Genomic DNA, 19,089 nt, shown 5'->3' on the forward strand with positions numbered 1-19,089 from the left:
CCGTGACGAGAGGTCACCGCGTCACGGCCAGGCAGTAGTCCTCGTCGGTGGCCAGGAGATTGCGGTGGGTGTCCTGCGCGGTGATGACCCCGTCGTCCAGGACGAGCACACGGTCGGCGGCGTCCAGCAGGGCCGGGCTGCTGGTGATCACGACGGTGGTGCGGCCTCGGCGCAGCTTCGCGATGTTGCGCGCGATGAGCTGTTCGGTGACCGCGTCGACGGCCGTCGTCGGGTCGTGCAGGACCAGCACCTCGCTGTCGGCGGCGAGGGCGCGGGCCAGGGACAGCCGCTGGCGCTGCCCTCCGGAGAGGTTCGCGCCGCGGTCGCGGACGCCGTAGTCGAGTCCTTCGCGGTGGAGCGCGACGACATCCGTGAGCATGGACGCCTCGACGGCCTCGGGGACCGTCCGGCTGGTGCCCGAGGGGTCGATGTTCGTACGGAGGGTTCCCGCGAAGATCTCGCCGTCGTACGGGTTCACCAGCAGGTGTTCGCGGACCGCCTCGACCGACAGGTCCCCGATCGCCTGCCCGCCGATCCGTACCGTGCCCTCGTACGCATGGGGCGGGACGTTCACGGCCAGGATCGACGCGAGGTCGGCCGCCGCGCGAGGCCGGTAGACGGCGATCGCCACGAACTCGCCCGCGGGCACCTCGAACTTCAGCTCGTGCAGGGACCCGTACCGTACGCAGTCGACCACGAGGTCGCCGCCCGCGGCCGGGCGCTCCGGGCCCGGGGCCGTCACCGGCGGCGCGGACAGCACCAGCGACATCCGTTCGGCCGACGCGCGCGCGATCATCACGTACTTCGGCATCTCCGAGAACATCTTCAGCGGTTCCATGATGAACTGCGCGAGGCCCACGGCCATGACCAGTTCGCCGATGGTGATCCCGCCGCCGAACGCCAGCCAGCCCGCCGTCAGGGTCACCGCCGCGGCGAGGACCGCGTTGAGGGCCAGCGCGGTACCGGCGTAGGCGCCGTTCACCCTGGCCACGGTGATCGCCTGGTGCTTCGCCTCCGTGCTGACCTTCCGGTAGGAGAGGAACGCCGCGTGGTTGCCGCCGAAGCCGTGCAGCGGGCGCAGGCCGGTGATCAGGTCGGCGACCTTCGCGCCCGCCCGCGCCACCCGGGCCTGCTGTTCGCGGGTACTGGCACCGATGCGCTTGGACATCACGGCCAGGATCGACAGGATCGCGACGGTTCCCACGATGACCAGCAGGCCGAGCCTGATGTCGGCCAGCCCCAGCGCGACGGCCGCGACAAGCACCGCGACCAGTGAGCTGATCAGCAGCGGCACCACCTCGATGATGTCGGCGGTCTGGTCGGCGTCCTCGGTGGCGATGGTCAGCACCTCGCCGGACTTCAGATCGACGTCCCCGGCCACCGGCTGGAGTCCGCAGGCCGCCACCTGCACCCGCCAGCGGTGCGCCTCGGTCGTGTTGGCCTTCTGAAGGATGCGCATGCCGAACCGCCACGACAGCGACACCGTCGTGATGATCACGGCCAGCGCGCCGATCGACACGGCGAGCGCGCCCAGGCTCCGGTCCTGCATCGTGTGCTCGACGATCAGGCCGAGCGCGATGGGGAAGGCGGTCTCCGCCGCCTGGTACATGCCCATGAGGACGGTGCCCCAGGCCATGGCACCGACGTTGCGGCGCAGTGCGGTCCGCAGGATCCGGGACCCCGCGCGGGGCCTCTGCGTGTCAGGAGTGGTCATCAAGGTGACGGGCAATCGCTTCCGGGGTTCGCAGGGTGTACAGGTCACGGATGGTGACCACAGGACCGTACTCGCGGCGGAGCAGCCCGATCAGCCGCACCGCCAGCATGGAGTGCCCTCCGAGGGACACGAAGTCGCTCACCGCGCTCACCTCGTCGTCGTCCAGGTCGAGCGCTTCGGCGAAGAGCTCGCACAGCGCCGTCTCGGTCTCCGTCTCCGGGCCGCGTTCACCCGCCGTGGTCAGCGCGCCCAGCGGTCTCGCCTCCGGCAGCGCCTTGGTGTCGGCCTTCCCGTTCACCGTCAGCGGGATGCTGTCGACCTGGGCGTAGTGCGTCGGGCGCAGGAAGTCCGGCAGCCCGGCGCCCACCTCGGCGGCGACCTCGGCCAGGCCGGAGCCGTCCAGCACGAGATACGCGGCCAGCCGGTGGGCGCCGTCGACCTGGGGGTCGGGCTGGGCGACCGCGGCGGCGAACCGTACCGCCGGGTGCGCCGCGAACGCGGCCTCGACCTCGCCCGGCTCGACCCGGTGGCCCCGGATCTTGACCTGCTGGTCGGTGCGGCCCAGGTACGTCAGATTGCCGTCGGGCCGCCGGACCACCAGGTCCCCGGTGCGGTACATCCGTTCGCCGGGTGCGCCGAACGGGCACGCCACGAACCGGTGCGCGGTCTGGGCGCTCTGCCCGAGATAGCCGCGGGCGATGCCGATGCCCGACACATACAGCTCACCGGGCGCTCCCTCCGGCAGGGGCCGCAGCCAGGGATCCAGGACGTACACCTCGGTGTTGTCGATCGGGACGCCCACCACCGGGTCCTGGCATTCGAACGTGCCGACGCCGAGGGTGTTGATGGTGTACTCGGTGGGTCCGTACAGGTTGTAGCCGACCGTCCCCGCGGTGTCCGCCAGCCGCTGCCACAGCGTCGGGGTGACCGCCTCGCCGCCCAGCAGTACCAGCGCGGGCCGCCGCTCCGGGTGGTCGAGCAGTCCCTCGGCCACCAGTTGCTGCGCATAGGTCGGCGTCACGTTGATGACGTCGATCCCGTGCTCCAGGCAGTACTCGACCAGCCGGGGCGCGTCGCGGCGCAGCTCCTCGTCGCAGATGTGCACCTCATGGCCGTCGGCGAGCCACAGCAGTTCCTCCCACGACATGTCGAACGCGAACGACACCGTGTGGGCGATCCGGAAGACCCGGTTGCCGTGCTCCGCGAGGACCGGCTCGAAGATCCGGCGCTGATGGTTGATCAGCATGTTGGTGAGGCCGGCGTACTCGGTCACCACACCCTTGGGCTTCCCGGTCGAGCCGGAGGTGTAGATCGTGTACGCGGGGTGGCGCAGGCGGTCCGGGTCGTCCGCCGCGAAGGTCACGTACGGCTCGGACCCGGGCAACGGGCGGTCCAGCTCGATCAGTTCGCCGGTCAGCCGGGGCGACACGGCGCTCACCGTGAGGATCACCTCCGGGCGGGCGTCCGCGACGATCGTGGCGATCCGCTCGTCCGGGTGGTCCAGCTCCAGCGGTACGTAGGCGGCGCCGACGCGCAGCACGGCGAACAGTGCCACGATCGAGTCCAGGGAACGCGGGACCGCCAGGCCCACCGCCTGCTCGGGGCCGATGCCCCGCCCGGCGAGCACACCCGCCACCGCGCGGCTGCGGTCGCGGAGTTCGCCGAACGTCATGGCCGAACCGTGGGCGACCAGCGCGACCCGCCGCGGATCACGGTCCGCGGCCCGGTCGAACCGGTCGACGACGGTGTCCGTGCCCACGTCCGTACGTTCCGCGGGCGCGGGATCCGCGCCGAGGCCCGGCAGCGCGCCCACCGGTCCCCTCGCCCCGGCCAGGTCCTTCAGTACGCGCACATAGCCGTCCAGGAGACGGCGGGCGCCGCCGGTGTCGCCGTCGCGGTGCTCCAGCTTGACCGTCAGCCGGTCGCCGGGGGTGACGACCCAGGTGAACGGGTAGTGCGTGGAGTCGTCGGCCTTCACCGAGGTGATGCCGTGCCGGGCGTTCATCTCGGCGAACGCGTCCATGTCCAGGAAGTTCTGGAGGACGAACAGGTTGTCGAACAGGGTGTCGTGCCCGCCGGCCCGCTGGATCTCGCCGAGTCCCAGGTGCTCATGCTCCATCGCCTCGACCCTGGCCGCCTGGACCGCCGACAGATAGTCGCGGACCGTGTCGTGCGGCCGCGCCCGGGTCCACATGGGCACGGTGTTGAGCAGCACGCCGACGATGTCGGACAGGCCCTCGCCGTCCCGGCCCGAGACGGTCACGCCGAACACGGCGTCCGCGCGGCCCGTGTGTGCGCCGAGGAGAAGGCCGAACGCGCCGGTCAGCACCGTGTTCAGTGTGACGCCGTGCACCCTGGCCGTTTCCCGCAGCAGTTCGGACAGGTCGGCGGAGAGCGTGTGCACGAGCGCGTGCGGCAGTGCGTCCGGGAGGGACGGCCGCGGTCCGGCGAGCAGGGTCGGACCGCTGAGGCCGGCCAGGTGCTCCGCCCAGAAGCGCTCCGATACGGCGGGGTCCCTGGCGGCGAGCGTCCGGGCGTGGTCCTCGAAGCTCGGCAGGGCCGGCGACGCGGTGGGTGTCCCTCCCGCGAGGACGGTCTCATAGGCGTCGAACAGGTCCCGCAGCAGGATCTCGCGGGACCAGCCGTCCAGCAGCAGCAGGTGGTAGCTCAGCAGCAGCCCGTCCCGGTGGCCGGGCAGCCGCACCACGGTGAGCCGGATCAGGGGCGGCTCCCCCGGGTCGAATCCCGTGTCGCGGTCCCGGGCGCGCAGGGCGTCGACCTCCGCGTCCGTCGACAGGGCGACGGTACGGACATCGACCCGCCGGCCGGCCTTGAGGACCTGTACCGGGTTTCCGTCGTCGTCGGTGGTGAAGCCGGCGCCCATGACCGGGTGCCGCGCGATCACGTACGCCATCGCCGCGGTGAGCGCGTCGGTGTCCAGGCGCCGGTCGAAGGCGAAGTAGGACTGCGCGACATAGTGTCCGGCCGTACCCGCCATCTGGGCCTGGAAGAAGAGGCCCCGCTGGAGCGGGGTGACCGGTGCGGTGCGCTCGGCGGTCGCGGACACGTCCGCGATGTGCTCCAGTGCGTCGAGCCAGTGCCCGGTGATCTCGTCGGACACGCCCTCGGCGAGGGTGAAGGCCGCGTGCAGGCTTCCGGTGGCCCCGTCGGTCCACGCGTTGACCTCGACGGCGTACGGGCTGCCCTGGTCCCCGCCGGTGAGGCGCGGCACCTCGGACTCGCCGCCCCGGCCGAGGTAGTTGAACAGCACCTGCGGGCGGGCGCTCAGCAGCGGGGCCGTCTGCGGGTTGAGGTATCTGAGCGCGCCGTAGGCGACGTGACCACGCTCGTCCGGCTGGCGTTCGGCGACCTCGCGCGCCGCCGCGACGGGGTCGGTGTGCGGGGTGAGCCGTACGGGCGCGATGGAGGTGAACCAGCCGACCGTGCGGGTGTAGTCGTGGTGTTCGAGGGCGGGAACCCGGCCGTGCCGCTCCAGCTCGATCGCCAGATCGGTGGGCTCCGGCTGGATCCGTGTCAGCGCGGCGCGCAGCGCGCCGCACAGCAGCTCGGTGAGCCCCACGCCGAGTGCGGCGGGGGCGGTGCGCGTCACCCGGTCGCTCGCCCCGGGCGCGAGGACGACGGTGGCCTCGCGGAGCCGTTCGGCCGGGGGCAGCGGCGCGGGGGCCTGGAGTGTGGTGATCCAGTTCCCCAGGCTCTCGGTCTCGTGGGCGGACCGTGCCGCGAGCGCCTCGGCGTACTCGGCGTAGGACGTGGTCGGCGGTGCCAGGTCCGCCCCGCCCATGGCGGTGGCCAGGTCGTCGAGGAGGACGAGCCAGGACACCGCGTCGACGGCGAGGTGGTGCGCGGTGACCACCAGGGTGCGGCTCGCCTCCAGCCATGAGAAGGCGATGACGTCCCCGGACTCGGGATCGAGCCGTCCGGCGGCTTCGTCCGCCGCCGCTGTCGCGTCGGCCGCGTCGGTGGCGACGACGGTGATCTCGTCGGCCGGATCGGTGCGCAGCGCCCACACCCCGTGCTCGGCGCGCAGCCGCAGCCGGAGGGCCGGGTGCGCCGCCACGACGGCGTTCGCGGCGCGCACTGCGTCGGCGAGCCCGGTGCCCTCGGCGGCGACCAGTGTTCTGGCCTGGGCGAACCGGGCGAGCGATCCGCCCAGTTCGCGCTGGCGCAGGATGATCGGTGTCGGGGTCAGCGGGCCGTCCGCACGGCGGGACGGCGCGGGCGCGGCGGCCTGCGGGGTGCGCGTCCCCAGGTGCTCGGCGAGAGCGCGCGGTGTCCTGAAGAGGAACACGTCCCGGGGTGCGACGGGCAGGCCGAGCGCCCGGGCCCGGTTGACCACGGTGATGGCGACGATGCTGTCGCCCCCGGCCCGGAAGAAGTCGGTGTCGGCGTCCGGGGCGGAGCCGGGCAGCGTCTCGGCGAAGACGCCGACCAGGGCGGCGAGGGCAGAATCGCTCGGGGCGGCCGGGGGGCCGTCCTGTGCGGTGGCGGCACGCGCGGCCAGCGCCTTCCGGTCGAGCTTGCCGTTGACCGTCAGCGGCAGGGCGTCGACGGGCAGCACCCGGCCCGGCACCATGTGCGCGGGCAGCCTCGCGGCCAGCAGTCCGGTGACGTCGGCGGGCACGTCGCCCACCACGTGCGCGACGAGGTGGTCGCCGCTGTCCGCCACGGTGACGGCCGCGTCGACCACGCCGGCGAGCTCCCTGACCGCGGCCTCCACCTCACCGAGCTCGATACGGAATCCCTTGAGCTGCACCTGGTCGTCGGCGCGGCCGGTGAACTCCAGCTCGCCGTCGAGCGTGCGGCGGGCGAGGTCGCCCGTGTGGTACATCCGGGAGCCGTCGCCGGCGAACGGATTCGCCACGAACCGGCCCGCGGTGAGCCCCGGCCGGCCCAGGTAGCCGAGGGACACCTGGTCACCGGCGACGTAGATGGCCCCCACCCGGCCGGGCGGCACCGGCCGGAGCCGGTCGTCGAGCAGATGGGTGACCAGTCCGGGGATCGGACCGCCGATCGGGCTGACGTCGTCGCCCCGTACGAAGTCCTCGTCCGTCAGCACCCGGTGGGTGACATGGACGGTGGTCTCGGTGATGCCGTACATGTTGACGAGCTCGGGCGAGGCCGTACCGTGCCGTTCGGTCCAGCCGCGCAGCCGCCCGAGGTCCAGCGGCTCGCCCCCGAAGATGATCCGGCGCAGCGCCGTGACCGGCCCGTCGGCGTGCCGGTCGGCCTCGATGAACTGGTAGAAGGCCGACGGGGTCTGGTTGAGCACGGTCACCGAGCGCTCGCGGACCAGCCGGTGGAAGTCGACCGGGGAGCGGGTCAGCGCGTACTCCGGCACCAGCAGCTCGCCGCCGTGTGCCAGTGCGCCCCACAGCTCCCAGACCGCGAAGTCGAAGGAGAAGGAGTGGAACTGGACCCATACGTCGTGCGGGCCGAAGTCCATGTCCGGCCCGGTGTTCGCGAGCAGCGTCACCACACCGGAGTGCGGGACGACGACGCCCTTGGGCCTGCCGGTCGATCCGGAGGTGTAGATCACGTACGCGGCGTCGTGCGGGCCGGGTCCGGGGACGGGACGGGCGGTGGCCGGCGGCTCGCCGGGGCCCGTGCCGGACGTCCTCGGCCGGTCCCCCCGCTGTTCGTCCGCCGGCTCCTCCCCCTGTACGAGCACCCGGGCCGGTACGCCCGCACGGGCCAGCAGGGCCGTGAAGCGGTCCTGCTGCTCCCGGTCCACGAGGACGACCTGTGGAGCGGAGTCGGCGAGGATGTACTCCAGCCGTTCGTCCGGGTAGGCCGGGTCCAGTGGTACGTACGCGGCGCCCGCGGTGACGGCCGCGACCAGGGCGACGACCTGTTCGAGGGAGCGCGGCACCGCGACGGCGACCCGCCTGCCCGGTCCGGCACCCGCCGCGCGCAGGGCCGCGGCCAGCTCGTCCCTGGCGTCCGCGAGTTCGCCGTACGTCAGTGAGCGGCTGCCGCCGTCGAGTGCGCACTGGGTGACGGCGGTGGCGGCCGGGTCTCGCGTCGCGGCTGCGTCGAACAGCTGGTCCAGGGTCGTCGGGGTGGTCCGGGCCGGCCGCCGGCCGTCCTCGGGTGCCAGGTCGTCGACCGGGGCGTCCGGCCGGGTGAGCAGTCCGGTGAGGGTCCGGGTGAAGGTCCGCAGGATCTCCTGGGCGCCCGCCTCGCGCAGCAGTTCGCCGTCGTGGATCAGGGTGAAGCGCGGGCGGCCGTCCTGTCCGCGCTCCACCACCAGGGTCAACGGGTAGTGCGGAGCGCCCTCGTTGACGATGCCGGTGACGGCCAGGGTGTCGCCGGGCCGCCGCAGAGCGTCCACGTCCGTCGCGACGTCGAAGACGACCAGGGTGTCGAACAGCGCTCCCACCCCGGCCTGCCGGCCGATCCGCGCCAGCGAGACATGCTGGTGCGGCAGCACCGCGCCCTGGTGTTCCCGCACCGCGTCGAGCAGGTCGCGTGCGGTGCTGGTCCCGGTCCACCGTGCGCGCACGGGGATCGTGTTGATGAACAGGCCCACCATGTCGCCGATGCCTGGCACGTCCGCGTCGCGCCCGGACACGGTGGAGCCGAAGACGACGTCCCTGCCGCGCAGGATGCCGCCCAGGGTCACCGCCCAGGCGCTGTGCACGGCCACGCTCAGCGGCACGCCCGCGGTGCGGACGGCCGCGTCGATGTCGATGCCCTCGTCCCCGGGTACGACGGAGATGTCGGCGAACCGGTCGGAGGGGGTGTGCCCCTCGGCGACCAGCGAGGGGCCGGGCAGACCGGCGAGTTCGCCGCGCCACACCCCGTCGCTCTCCTCGGCGTCGCGTCCGGCCAGCCACTCCACGTAGTCGGAGAAGCCGCCGAGCGGGTACACGCTCCCCGGCGCGTGGTACTCGGCCAGCAGCGAGCGAAGCATCGGCGGCACCGACCAGCCGTCGGCGATGATGTGGTGCACGGTCTGCACCAGGACGTTCCGGCCGGAACCGGCGCGGATGAGCGTGCAGCGCATCAGCGGGCCGGTGGCCAGGTCGAAGCCGGCGCGGCGGTCCCGCTCGGCGTGGTCGCGGATCTCCTCGTCGGTGATACCGGGGCGGTCCAGCGTGGTGAAGGGGACCTCCGCACCGCTTTCCAGGACGGAGACCACCCGGCCGTCGGCGAGGGCGACGAACCGTGCGGCCAGGTTCGGGTACAGCGTGAGCAGCCGGGTGGCGGCCGTCGCGAGGCGGTCGGCGTCCACCTCGCCCTCCAGCGTGAGCAGTTGCTGTTCGACGTAGCTGCCCGCCGAGTCGTCGTCGAAGACCGAGTGGAAGTACAGGCCCTCCTGCAGCGGCGTCAACGGCAGGATGTTCCGCAGCGCCGGGCCGTCCAGGCCGTCGACATCGGACTGGGTGAGCGGCACCAGGGCGAAGTCGCTGGGCGAGTGGCCGCCCTCGTCGAGCGCGGCCAGGCCGGCCAGGGCCGTCAGGAAGTAGCCGCCGAGGGTCGCGATGTCCTCGTCGGTGAACAGCCCGTCGGGCCAGGAGACGGTGGTGACCAGTTCGTACGCGCCGGTCGGGGCGGGTTCGGCGATCGCGTTGAACTCCAGGGCGCGCGGCAGGCGCATCCTCGGGTCGCGCTTCTCGCCCAACTGCCCGGTGGTCCCCGCGAGCTGCCAGTCCCCGGGGGCGCCCGCGTCGAAGCGGCCCAGGTAGTTGAACAGCACCTGCGGCGCGGGCGCGTCGAACACCGTGCCGGCCAGATAGCGCAGGGCGCCGTAGGAAATGCCGTTGCCCGGCACCCGCGCGAGGTCCTCCTTGACCGCCTTGAGGGCGGCGGCGAGGTACTCGGGAGCGGTGGGATCGGCCGCCGCACCGGGGTCGACGGTCACCGGGAACAGGGTGGTGAACCAGCCCACCGTCCGGGAGAGGTCCGGTTCGAATCCGGCGGCGCGCGCCACGGAGCGGCCCTCGCGGCCGTGGCCCTCCAGTTCGATGTGGGCGAACGTCTGGTCCTGGCCCAGGTCGCGGCGCCACCGGGCGAGGGTGACGGCCAGCGCGGTCAGCAGCACGTCGTTGACGCCCGCGTGGAACTTCGCGGGTATCGCGCCGAGCAGTGCCGCCGTGACCTCGGGGCCGGCCGTGAAGCTCCGCTGCCGCTCCCGGGCGACGGTGTCGGCGCCGGAGAGCGCACGCCTGCCGACCGGTCCGTCCGCTCCCGGCAGGGGGCGGAGGAAGTACGCGCGGTCGGCGTCGAACTCCGTACGTCCCAGAAGCTGTGTCCAGCGCCGGAACGACGTGCCCACCGGGGGCAGTTCGACCGGTGCGCCGGAGGAGACCTGGCGCCAGGCGGTGGCCAGGTCCTCCATCAGGACCCGCCAGGACACACCGTCGACGACGACGTGGTGGACGACCACGACCAGCTGCCGTGCCTCGCGGCGCCACACGGCCCGCAGCATCGCACCGCCCGCCGGGTCGAGCCCCCCGGTGGCGAGCGCGACGCACTCCTCCAGCGGACGGTCGCTCTCCTGCCATCCGGCGGCGGTGTGCTCCGCCCCGGGTATGTCGAAGCTCCAGCGGTCGCCGCGCACCAGCCGGGCGCGCAGCATGTCGTGCCGCGCGGTCACGGCGTCGAGAATCGTGCCGAGCGCGTCGGCGGTCAGGTCCGCCGGGGTGTTGAGCACCACCGACTGGACGAAGCCGTCGATCTCGCCCGTGGTCTCGCCGAGCCACTGCACGATGGGCGATCCCACGACGGGACCGGTCGCGGCATCGCCGTGGTCCACGGTGGAGATGTCCTCACGGCTCGCCACCGCCGCCAGTGCTCCGACGACGCTGTTGGTGAAGATCTGGCGCGCCGTGACATACAGCCCCGCCTCGCGCAGCGCGCTCAGCAGTGAGATCGCCAGAATGCTGTCCCCGCCGAGCTGGAAGAAGTCCTGGTCCGCGCCGACCCGGTCCAGCCGCAGCACCGTCGCGACCGCCCGGCACACCACGCGCTCGTTCTCGGTGGCGGGTGTGAGGATCGCGCCCGTCCCGACCACGGGCTCCGGCAGCGCCCGCCGGTCGGTCTTGCCGTTCGCGGTGAGCGGGAACTCCCTCATCACGACGATGTGGGCGGGCACCATGTACTCCACCAGGTGCAGGGCGGCCCATGCCCTGACCTCGTCCGCCCGCAGCTCCTCGCTCCCGGCGGCCGGGATCACGTACCCCACCAGATAGGTGCCGCCCGCCGAGTTCTTCCTGGCCACGACGCAGACGTGCCGTACGCCGGGGTGCTCCGCGAGACCGGCCTCGACATCCTCGATCTCCAGCCGCATGCCGCGGATCTTGATCTGGTTGTCGGCCCTGCCGAGGAAGTCCAGCGAGCCGTCCGGGAGGTACCGCGCGAGGTCACCGGTGCGGTAGAGCCGTGATCCGTCCGCGGCGAACGGATTGGCCACGAACCGGGACGCCGTCAGGCCGGGCGCGTTGACGTAGCCGCGTGCCAGGAGGAGCCCGCCCACGTACAGCTCACCGCCGACCCCGACCGGGACCGGGCGCAGTTCGCCGTCCAGCACGTACAGCTGGGTGTTGGGGTTGGCCCTGCCGATGGACGTGGACAGACGCTCGGCCGCGCCCCGGTAGATGACGTGGGACACACCGATCGTCGTCTCGGCGGGGCCGTAGCCGTGGTACATGGGGATGTCGAGCCGGGCGCGGAAGCGCTCGTACAGTTCCGGGGTCAGCACCTCGCCGCCGCACCACACGTGCCGCAGGCTGTCCAGACGCCCGGAGTCGCCCGCGATCTCCAGCAGCACGTCCAGCATGGACGACACCAGGTAGGTGAAGGTGACGCGCTGCTCGGCGATGACGCTCAGCAGGTGATGCGGGTCGCGTTCGCCGCCGGGCCGCAGGACCACCAGCCTGCCGCCGGTCACCAGCGGCAGGAAGATCTCGTTGAGGGAGATGTCGAAGGACAACGGAGCCTTGAACAAGGACGCGTCGTCGTGGCCGAATCCCAGGATCTCCCCGGCCTGCCACAGCAGCCGTTCGCTGATCGCCTCGTGGCGGATCATCGCGCCCTTGGGCCGCCCGGTCGAACCGGACGTGAAGATGACGTACGCCAGGTCCGGGCCGCGGACGGCTTCCCCGGTCCCCCGGCCGGGCTCGGCGGCGAACCTCCAGTCGCCGAGGTCGACGGCGACGGCTTCGGGCTCGCCCGCCGCGTGTTCGCCCGAGTCGTTGAGCTGGAGCACGACCCGGGCGTCCTCGGCGACGACGGCCCGGCGCGCGGCGGGCCACTGCGGATCGAGCGGCACGAACGCGCACCCGGCCCGGAGCACTCCGAGCAGTCCGATCACCATGTCCGCCGAGCGGTCCAGCGAGATGCCGACGACCTGCTCGGAGGTGAGGCCCCGCCCGGCCAGGTGGTGGGCCAACTGGCCCGAGAGTTCGTCCGCCTGACGGTAGGTCAGCGTTCGGTGCTCGTCGACGACGGCGATGGCGTCCGGTCTGTTCCGCGCCTGCTCGCGGAACATCTCCACGACGGTCGGGCGGACCCGGTCGGCGCCGGTGTCGTTCCACTGGGCCAGGGCGGCGATCCGCAGCGCGGCGCTGTCCGGGCCGATGGTGCCGAGGGGCCGGTCCGGGAAGTCGGCCAGGTCGTCGAGGGCGAGCTGCGCATCGGCCGGCACGACGCCCGCGGGGACGGTGATGCTCCGGCCGTCCGCGCCGGCCTCCCAGCCGTCGGTCCCGGAGCCGCCGTTGTCGACCCATCCGAGGACATCGGCGAACAGCGTGCCGGGGGCGAGATCCGCGCCCTCGGGGCTCCGGCCCGTCGCCCAGTACGCCAGAGCGATGGCACACGCCTCCGCGACGGTGCGGTCGCCGTAGTCACCGGTGCGCCGGCGTACGCCGTCCAGACGCGCGGGAGACAGCAGAACGAGACGAGCGTTCGGTTCCCTCATCGATGACTCAGCATCCCTTCCACGTACCAGAGTTGACCGAACCCGACTCAGGGAAGCCTCAGCTTCCCTCGCGCCAGGCCCGCCACAGTCGCGCGTACCGGCCGCCCAGGGCCACCAGTTCCTCGTGCGTTCCCTGCTCCACCACACGTCCCGCGTCCAGCACGGCGATCCGGTCCGCCGCCATCGCCTGGGTCAGCCGGTGGGCCACGAACAGCGTGGTCCGGCCCGCACAGGCGGCCAGCACGGCCCGCTCCAGCTCGGCGGCGCCCTCGCTGCCCGCCTCGGCGGTCGACTCGTCGAGCACCACCACCGGCGACCGGCCCAGCACCAGCCGGGCGAGCGCGAGCTGCGCGACCTTGGTGACGTCCAGACGCTCGCCGCCCTCGCCGACCAAGGTGTCCAGCCCGTCGGGCAGCGCCTCGGCCCACCCGTCGGCGCCGACCGTGCGCAACGCGTCCATCAGCCGGTCATCGCCCGCCTCCGGCGCGGCGAGCCGCAGGTCGTCGGCGATCGGACCGGAGAACACATGTGTCTCCTGCGTCAGAATGCTCACCAGCGCCCGTGCCCCGGCCTCGTCCAGGGTGGCCAGGTCGTGCGGGCCGATGCGCACCGAACCGGCCTGCGGAGTGCCGATCCCGGCGATCAGCGCGGCCAGGGTCGACTTGCCCGCGCCCGTCGCCCCGACCAGAGCGAGTGAACCGCCGGCCGGGATCGTGAGGCCGACGTCCCGCAGGACCGGCTCCTCGGCGTCCGGATAACTGAACGTCAGCCCCTCCACCGTCACCGCGTACGGCACGGTCTCCGCCGCCGCGACCGACCGGTCACCGACCAGCCGGTCCTCCGCGGGTTCCGCCATCACCCCGACGAGGCGGATCAGGCTCGCGCCGGACTTCTGCGCCTCGTCGAAGGTGAACATGATGGCGCCCAGCGGGGTGAACAGCCGGTGGAACATCAGCGGGGCCGCCGACACCTCCCCCAGACTGGCGGCATCGGCCTCCAGCAGGGCGTACCCCACCACGAGGATCAGGACCAGCCCGATGAACTCGGCGCGGTTCTCCCGGCCGACGAACCGGCCGAAGAAGCGGAACACCTCGATACCCAGCTCGCGCACCCGCCACGACTCACGGGTGACCGTCTCGCGGACGGCGCCCTCCAGGCGGTACGCCCGGACCGTGTCGATCCCGTTCAGACCGCTGATCAACGCCTGCGCGCGGTCGGCCTGGGCCGCCCGCTGCTTCCGGTAGAGCGGGGCGGAGCGCGGCAGGTACCAGCGCAGGGCCAGCGCGTACGCGGGCAGTGCGCCGGCGCCCGCCAGGCCGAGCCGCCAGTCCAGTCCGAACATGCCGACCGTCGCGATGACGACCAGCACCCCCGCGGAGAACACCGTGGGGATGGCGGTGCGGATGCCGTTGGACAGCACGGCCACATCGTCCCCGACCCGGGACAGCACATCGCCCCTGCCGACCTGTTCGACCCGGGCGCTGGGCATCCCCAGCACCGCCCGGACGGCGCCTTCCCGCAGCCGGGCGAGCAGTTCGGCGCCCAGCCGTCCGATCAGGTACGTGGACACCGCGGTGGCCGCCGCGCCGAGCAGCGCGGCCGTCACCATCAGCGCCCCGACCGTGACCAGGACCGAGCGGGGCTCGCCCCCGACCACTGCGTCGACCACCCGGCCCAGCAGCAGCACCGGGACCACCTGGAGGGCCGCGCCGGCCACCGTGGTCAGCACGGTGGCAGCCGTCAGCCGCGGCGTCCGGCGGCAGTGGGCCGAGACCCACCGGGTGGCCTCGCGTCCGGTCGCCGTGCGCAGGGTCGCCCGCGCCGCGCGGGTCTCGGTGGCGCTCACGCGGAGGCCGGTTCGTGCCGGTGACCGGACAGGGTGACCACCATCTCCATTCGACCGCGATCCGTTGGCGACCGGGGTCCGTGTTCGACCGGGATCTTTATTCGACCGACTTGACGAGCTCGTCGATCGCGTACGGCAGGGACAGCAGGGTGCCCTGGGACATGGCCGCACCGACCGCCGGGCCCTCACTGTCCAGCAGGTACGAGACCTTGCCGTCCTTGACCGCGGAGAGGTTGGTGAACAGCTCGAACTTCTTCAGCGCTTCCTGGTCCGCCTTGTCGTTGATGACGACGATACGGTCCACGTCGACCAGGTCGATGCGCTCGGGCGACAGCACGGTGGAGAACTCGCCGCCCGCGGCCTTGTCGACCTCCGTCGCGCCCTTGTAGCCGATGCCGGTCAGCAACTGCCCGCGCACGTCGGTGGTGGTGAAGGGAGCGACCGAGTCCTTGTACCAGGACAGCGCGACGGCGGTCTGGTCCGCGAACTCCGGGTGTGCCTGACGAGCCGCGTCGAGCTTGCCCTGGATGCCCTGGACCAGCTTGGTGCCCTCGTCCTCCTTGCCGAGCGCCTTGGCGATGTGGACGGCGTTGTCCTGCCACGGGGCGCTGAACGGCTCCTTCTCGGCCTTGGTACGGCCCACCGTCGGGGCGATCTTGGAGAGCTTCCCGTACGCGGCCTCGTCGATCTCGGAGTAGACCGCGATGATCAGGTCCGGCCGGAGGGCCGCGATCTTCTCGTAGTTGGGACCCGAGTCGCCGTTGTTCATGACGACCTCGGGACGGGTGTCGCCCCACTTGTCCTTCACCCAGGGCCACTGGGTGTTGATGTCGGGGGACTTGCCCGCCGGGTTGGGGTACTGGTCGACCATGCCGACCGGCTTGATACCGAACGCCAGGATCGCCTGGTCGTCCGTGTAGCCCACGGAGACGACCCGCTGGGGCGCCTTGGTGACCTTGGTGGACCCGAACGCGTGCTCCACGGTGACCGGGAACGCGCCGCCGGCCGCGGCCGGGGCGTCGTCGTTCGCCTTGTCCTCCGTGTCGGAACCGCACGCCGCGAGGAGGCCGACGCCGAGGGCCGTGGCGGACAGGACCGCAGCGAACCGCCGCCATGGCTTCACAAGTGTCGTTCTATGGAGGAGCATCCGGGTTCCCTTTGCTTTCGCGCTGTCCGCTGCGCCCTGTCTCGGGGCAGCCAAACCTTATCCTGCACAAGTGAGGTTAGCCTAGCCTTACTTGAATAATTCCTCCGCCGAGGACAGCCCGAGGGCGGGCGCCGCCAACTCCCGGGCCACGCCCTCCCCTTCACGGGGCCATGACTTCCCCGTACGGGGAGACGGCACGCCCGCCCGGAGACCGCGGGGAGGCCTCAGGCCATGCCCGCGGACACCGCACTCCTCGGCTGGACGTGGGTGCGGCCGATCGGCACGATGAGCGGCCCGCCGCCCACCGGGGTGTCGATCACCTCGGCCCGGAGCCCGAACGCCTCCCGCAGCAGCTCGGTGGTGATCACGTCACGCGGATGCCCCTGCTCCAGGATCCGCCCGTCGCGCATCACGATGAGGTTGTCGCTGTACCGCGCGGCCAGGTTGAGGTCGTGCAGCACCATGACCACGGTGCGACCCGACTCGTGCAGGTCGTCCACCAGGTCGAGCACATCGACCGCGTGCGCCAGGTCCAGATACGTGGTCGGCTCGTCCAGCAGCAGCAGATCGGTGCCCTGGGCCAGGGTCATCGAGATCCAGACGCGCTGGCGCTGCCCGCCGGAGAGCGAGTCCACCGGGCGGTCGGCCAGTTCGGACACCCCGGTCATCGCCAGCGCGCGCTCCACGACATCGGCGTCGTCCGAGGACCACTGCCGCAGCCAGCTCTGGTGCGGATGGCGCCCCCTGGCCACCAGGTCGGCAACGGTCAGCCCCTCGGGGGCGACCGGCGCCTGCGGCAGCAGACCGAGCTTCTTCGCCACATCCCTGGTCCTGAGCCCGGCGATGTCCTCGCCGTCCAGCACGACCGCTCCCCCGGCCGGCTTGAGCAGCCGCGTCAGGGTGCGCAACAGGGTCGACTTCCCGCACCCGTTGGGGCCGATGATCGTGGTGATCACCCCCGGCGGGATCTCCACGTCGAGATCGTCGATGACCGTCCGGCCGCCGTACCCGACCGTGACGCCCCTGGCTGCCAGCCGTGCGACGTCATTGACCCCGGACCCGTTCTCGGTGCTGCGCTGAGCGGCCACAAGCCCCCCTTATTAGGATTGCCTAACCTTTCTATCATCTATCTGACGTTCGCCCGCACCAAGAGATAGACAAGGAAAGGTCCTCCGATCGCGGCGGTGACCACACCGACCGGGAGGGAGATCGGCAGCGCGGTGCGCGCGACCAGGTCCGAACCGATCAGCAACAGCGCTCCCACCAGGCCGGAGGCCACCATCGGCGGTGTGGGGCACCTCGCCAGACGCATCGCCACCTGTGGTGCCACCAGCGCCACGAACGGCACCGGGCCCGCCCCGCTCACCGCCACCGCGGCGAGGAGTACCGCGCACAGCAGCAGGACCGCCCGCACCCGTGAGTACCGCACGCCCAGACCCGCCGCGACATCGTCGCCGAGGTGCATCGGCTTGAACTGGAACGCGGCTGCGGCCACGACGACCATGAGGACGAGCGAGCACCAGAACGCGACCCGGACCTCGTCCCACGACCGGTTGTCCAGCGAACCGACCAGCCACGCCTGCGCCTTGGCCACATCCTTGATGTCGGCCGAGACCAGCAGCCAGGCGGTGATGGCCTCCATCACGGCGCTCACCGAGATGCCGATGAGAATCAGCCGGAAGCCGTCGATCCCGCGCCGCCACGCCAGGAAGTACACCAGCAGACCCGTGCCGAGCCCGCCCACGAGCGCCGCCGCCGACAGGCCCACGGAGCTGACGACCGCCGCGGCGGTCCCGCCCGACACCGTCACCAGGAAGACCGCGACCGCGCTGGCCCCGCCGGTGATACCCAGAATGTCCGGGCTGGCCAGCGGATTGCGTACGACGGACTGGGTGACCGCGCCGGACACTCCCAGCGCGATCCCGACGACGAGACCGGCCAGGGCGCGCGGCATCCGCAGGTCCATGACCACGAACTCGTCGACCTGTTCGCCCCCGCCCAGAATCGTGGCGATCACCCGGGACAGACCGATGGGAAAGTCCCCGATGCTGATGGACAGACAGAACACCAGGAAGGTCGCCGCCGCCAGCACCAGCGTGACCAGGACGATCCAGGGGCGCCACACGAAGGACACCCGGCCGAGCCGCACACCGGGCGTCACCGCTCGCTTCACCTCTGCCCCGTTCCCACGCTCTGCCCCGTTCCCGCGCTCCGTTCCGCTGCCGCGCCCCGCCCCGTACGAACGCTCCGTCCCGCCCGAGGCCCCCACCCCGCCCGAAGTCCCCGTCCCGTCCTTGCGCTCCGCCGCCCTCATGCGCCCCTTCGCCTTCACGCGTCCCGGCCCGCTCGTGCGCCCCGGCCCGCTCATGCGCTCTTGAACTTTCCCCGCCACACCAGGAGCGCGAAGAACGGTGCGCCGAGAAGGGCGACGACGACACCCGCGTCCAGCTCCCCCGGCCGCACCACCACGCGCCCCACGATGTCGCAGACCAGCAGCACGACGGCCCCGAGCAGACCCGCGTACGGCACCAGCCAGCGGTAGTCCGGCCCGGTCAGGTACCGGGCGACATGGGCCACCATGAGCCCGAGGAACGCGATGGGTCCGCACGCGGCCGTCGCCGCGCCCGCCAGCAGCGTGATGGCGCAGATCCCGATGGTCCGGCTCAGCGCGATGTTCACGCCCAGGCCGCGTGCCACGTCGTCGCCCAGATTGAGCAGGTTGAGGGTGGGCAGCGCGGACAGGGCGAGCACCAGCCCGACCGCGATGAACGCGGTCACCGGCCAGATGACATCGAATCCGACACCGGCCACGGACCCCGAGTTCCAGAACCTCAGCGCGTTCAGCGACTTCTGGTCCGACAGGGCGATGGCCGTGGTCATCGCCGCGAGGAACACCGTGACCCCCTGCCCGGCCAGCGCGAGCGTCAGCGGATTGCCGGCGCCGCGGCCGATGCTCGCGAGGCCGAACACGACGATCCCGGCGACCGCGGCTCCCAGGAAGGCGAACCAGACGTACTGGAACGGGTTGCTCAGCCCGAACAGGGCGATGACGCTCACCACGGCGAACGAGGCGCCGGAGTTCACCCCCAGCAGGCCCGTGTCGGCGATCGGATTGCGCGTGTACCCCTGGATCAGCGCCCCGCCGACCCCCAGCGCGATGCCCGCCACGACCGCGAGCACCGTCCGGGGCACCCGCACGGTCTGCACGATGAGCCTGATCTCGGTCAGCTTCCGGTCCGGATCCGGCGCTCCGAACAGTCCCTGCCACACCTCGGCGGGGCTCAGCGCGCGAGCGCCCACGGCCAGCGACACCACCCCGGCGACCACGAGGATCACCACGAGCGCGCCCACACCCATGGCCCGCCGGCGGCGGGCCTCTGCTATGCCCCGGGGCGCGGGGCGCTCAACTGCGGTCGTGCACATGTCGACGTACGTTATCC

7 protein-coding genes are annotated in these 19,089 nt (G+C 72.3%); all 7 read right to left on the minus strand.

Annotation, left to right across the window (positions count from 1 at the left end):
* Nucleotides 1-13 precede the first annotated feature (13 nt).
* The 7 genes from ABT170_RS22480 to ABT170_RS22510 all read right to left on the minus strand — a co-directional run bounded on the left by ABT170_RS22480 (nt 14) and on the right by ABT170_RS22510 (nt 19,072).
* Nucleotides 14-1,714, minus strand: a complete 1,701-nt coding sequence (locus ABT170_RS22480) for an ABC transporter ATP-binding protein (RefSeq protein WP_351870112.1) — start codon at nt 1,712-1,714, stop codon at nt 14-16.
* Complete coding sequence (locus tag ABT170_RS22485; RefSeq protein ID WP_351870115.1) at nt 1,701-12,656, minus strand: non-ribosomal peptide synthetase; 10,956 nt, start codon at nt 12,654-12,656, stop codon at nt 1,701-1,703. Before ABT170_RS22485 ends, ABT170_RS22480 begins: the two co-directional genes overlap by 14 nt.
* Nucleotides 12,657-12,714: 58 nt before the next feature.
* A complete protein-coding gene (locus ABT170_RS22490; protein WP_351870118.1) occupies nt 12,715-14,502 on the minus strand; it encodes an ABC transporter ATP-binding protein in 1,788 nt (595 codons plus the stop codon).
* A 97-nt stretch (nt 14,503-14,599) separates the two neighbouring features.
* Complete coding sequence (locus ABT170_RS22495) at nt 14,600-15,649, minus strand: iron-siderophore ABC transporter substrate-binding protein (protein WP_329946854.1); 1,050 nt, start codon at nt 15,647-15,649, stop codon at nt 14,600-14,602.
* Nucleotides 15,650-15,873: 224 nt separating this feature from the next.
* Nucleotides 15,874-16,737, minus strand: coding sequence for an ABC transporter ATP-binding protein (locus tag ABT170_RS22500; protein ID WP_351870121.1), 864 nt, complete (start codon nt 16,735-16,737; stop codon nt 15,874-15,876).
* A gap of 38 nt (nt 16,738-16,775) precedes the next feature.
* Nucleotides 16,776-17,810, minus strand: coding sequence for a FecCD family ABC transporter permease (locus ABT170_RS22505; RefSeq protein ID WP_329946852.1), 1,035 nt, complete (start codon nt 17,808-17,810; stop codon nt 16,776-16,778).
* A 203-nt stretch (nt 17,811-18,013) separates the two neighbouring features.
* Nucleotides 18,014-19,072: a FecCD family ABC transporter permease gene (locus ABT170_RS22510; protein WP_329946851.1), complete on the minus strand. Its 1,059-nt coding sequence runs from the start codon at nt 19,070-19,072 to the stop codon at nt 18,014-18,016.
* Nucleotides 19,073-19,089 lie beyond the last annotated feature (17 nt).

Source organism: Streptomyces sp. NPDC001787 (assembly GCF_040297465.1).
GTDB lineage: Bacteria > Actinomycetota > Actinomycetes > Streptomycetales > Streptomycetaceae > Streptomyces.

Coding starts and splice junctions, on each gene's coding strand:
- ABT170_RS22495 (WP_329946854.1), bottom strand. CDS start 15,649: ATGCTCCTCCATAGAACGACACTTGTGAAGCCATGGCGGCGGTTCGCT.
- ABT170_RS22485 (WP_351870115.1), bottom strand. CDS start 12,656: ATGAGGGAACCGAACGCTCGTCTCGTTCTGCTGTCTCCCGCGCGTCTG.
- ABT170_RS22510 (WP_329946851.1), bottom strand. CDS start 19,072: ATGTGCACGACCGCAGTTGAGCGCCCCGCGCCCCGGGGCATAGCAGAG.
- ABT170_RS22480 (WP_351870112.1), bottom strand. CDS start 1,714: ATGACCACTCCTGACACGCAGAGGCCCCGCGCGGGGTCCCGGATCCTG.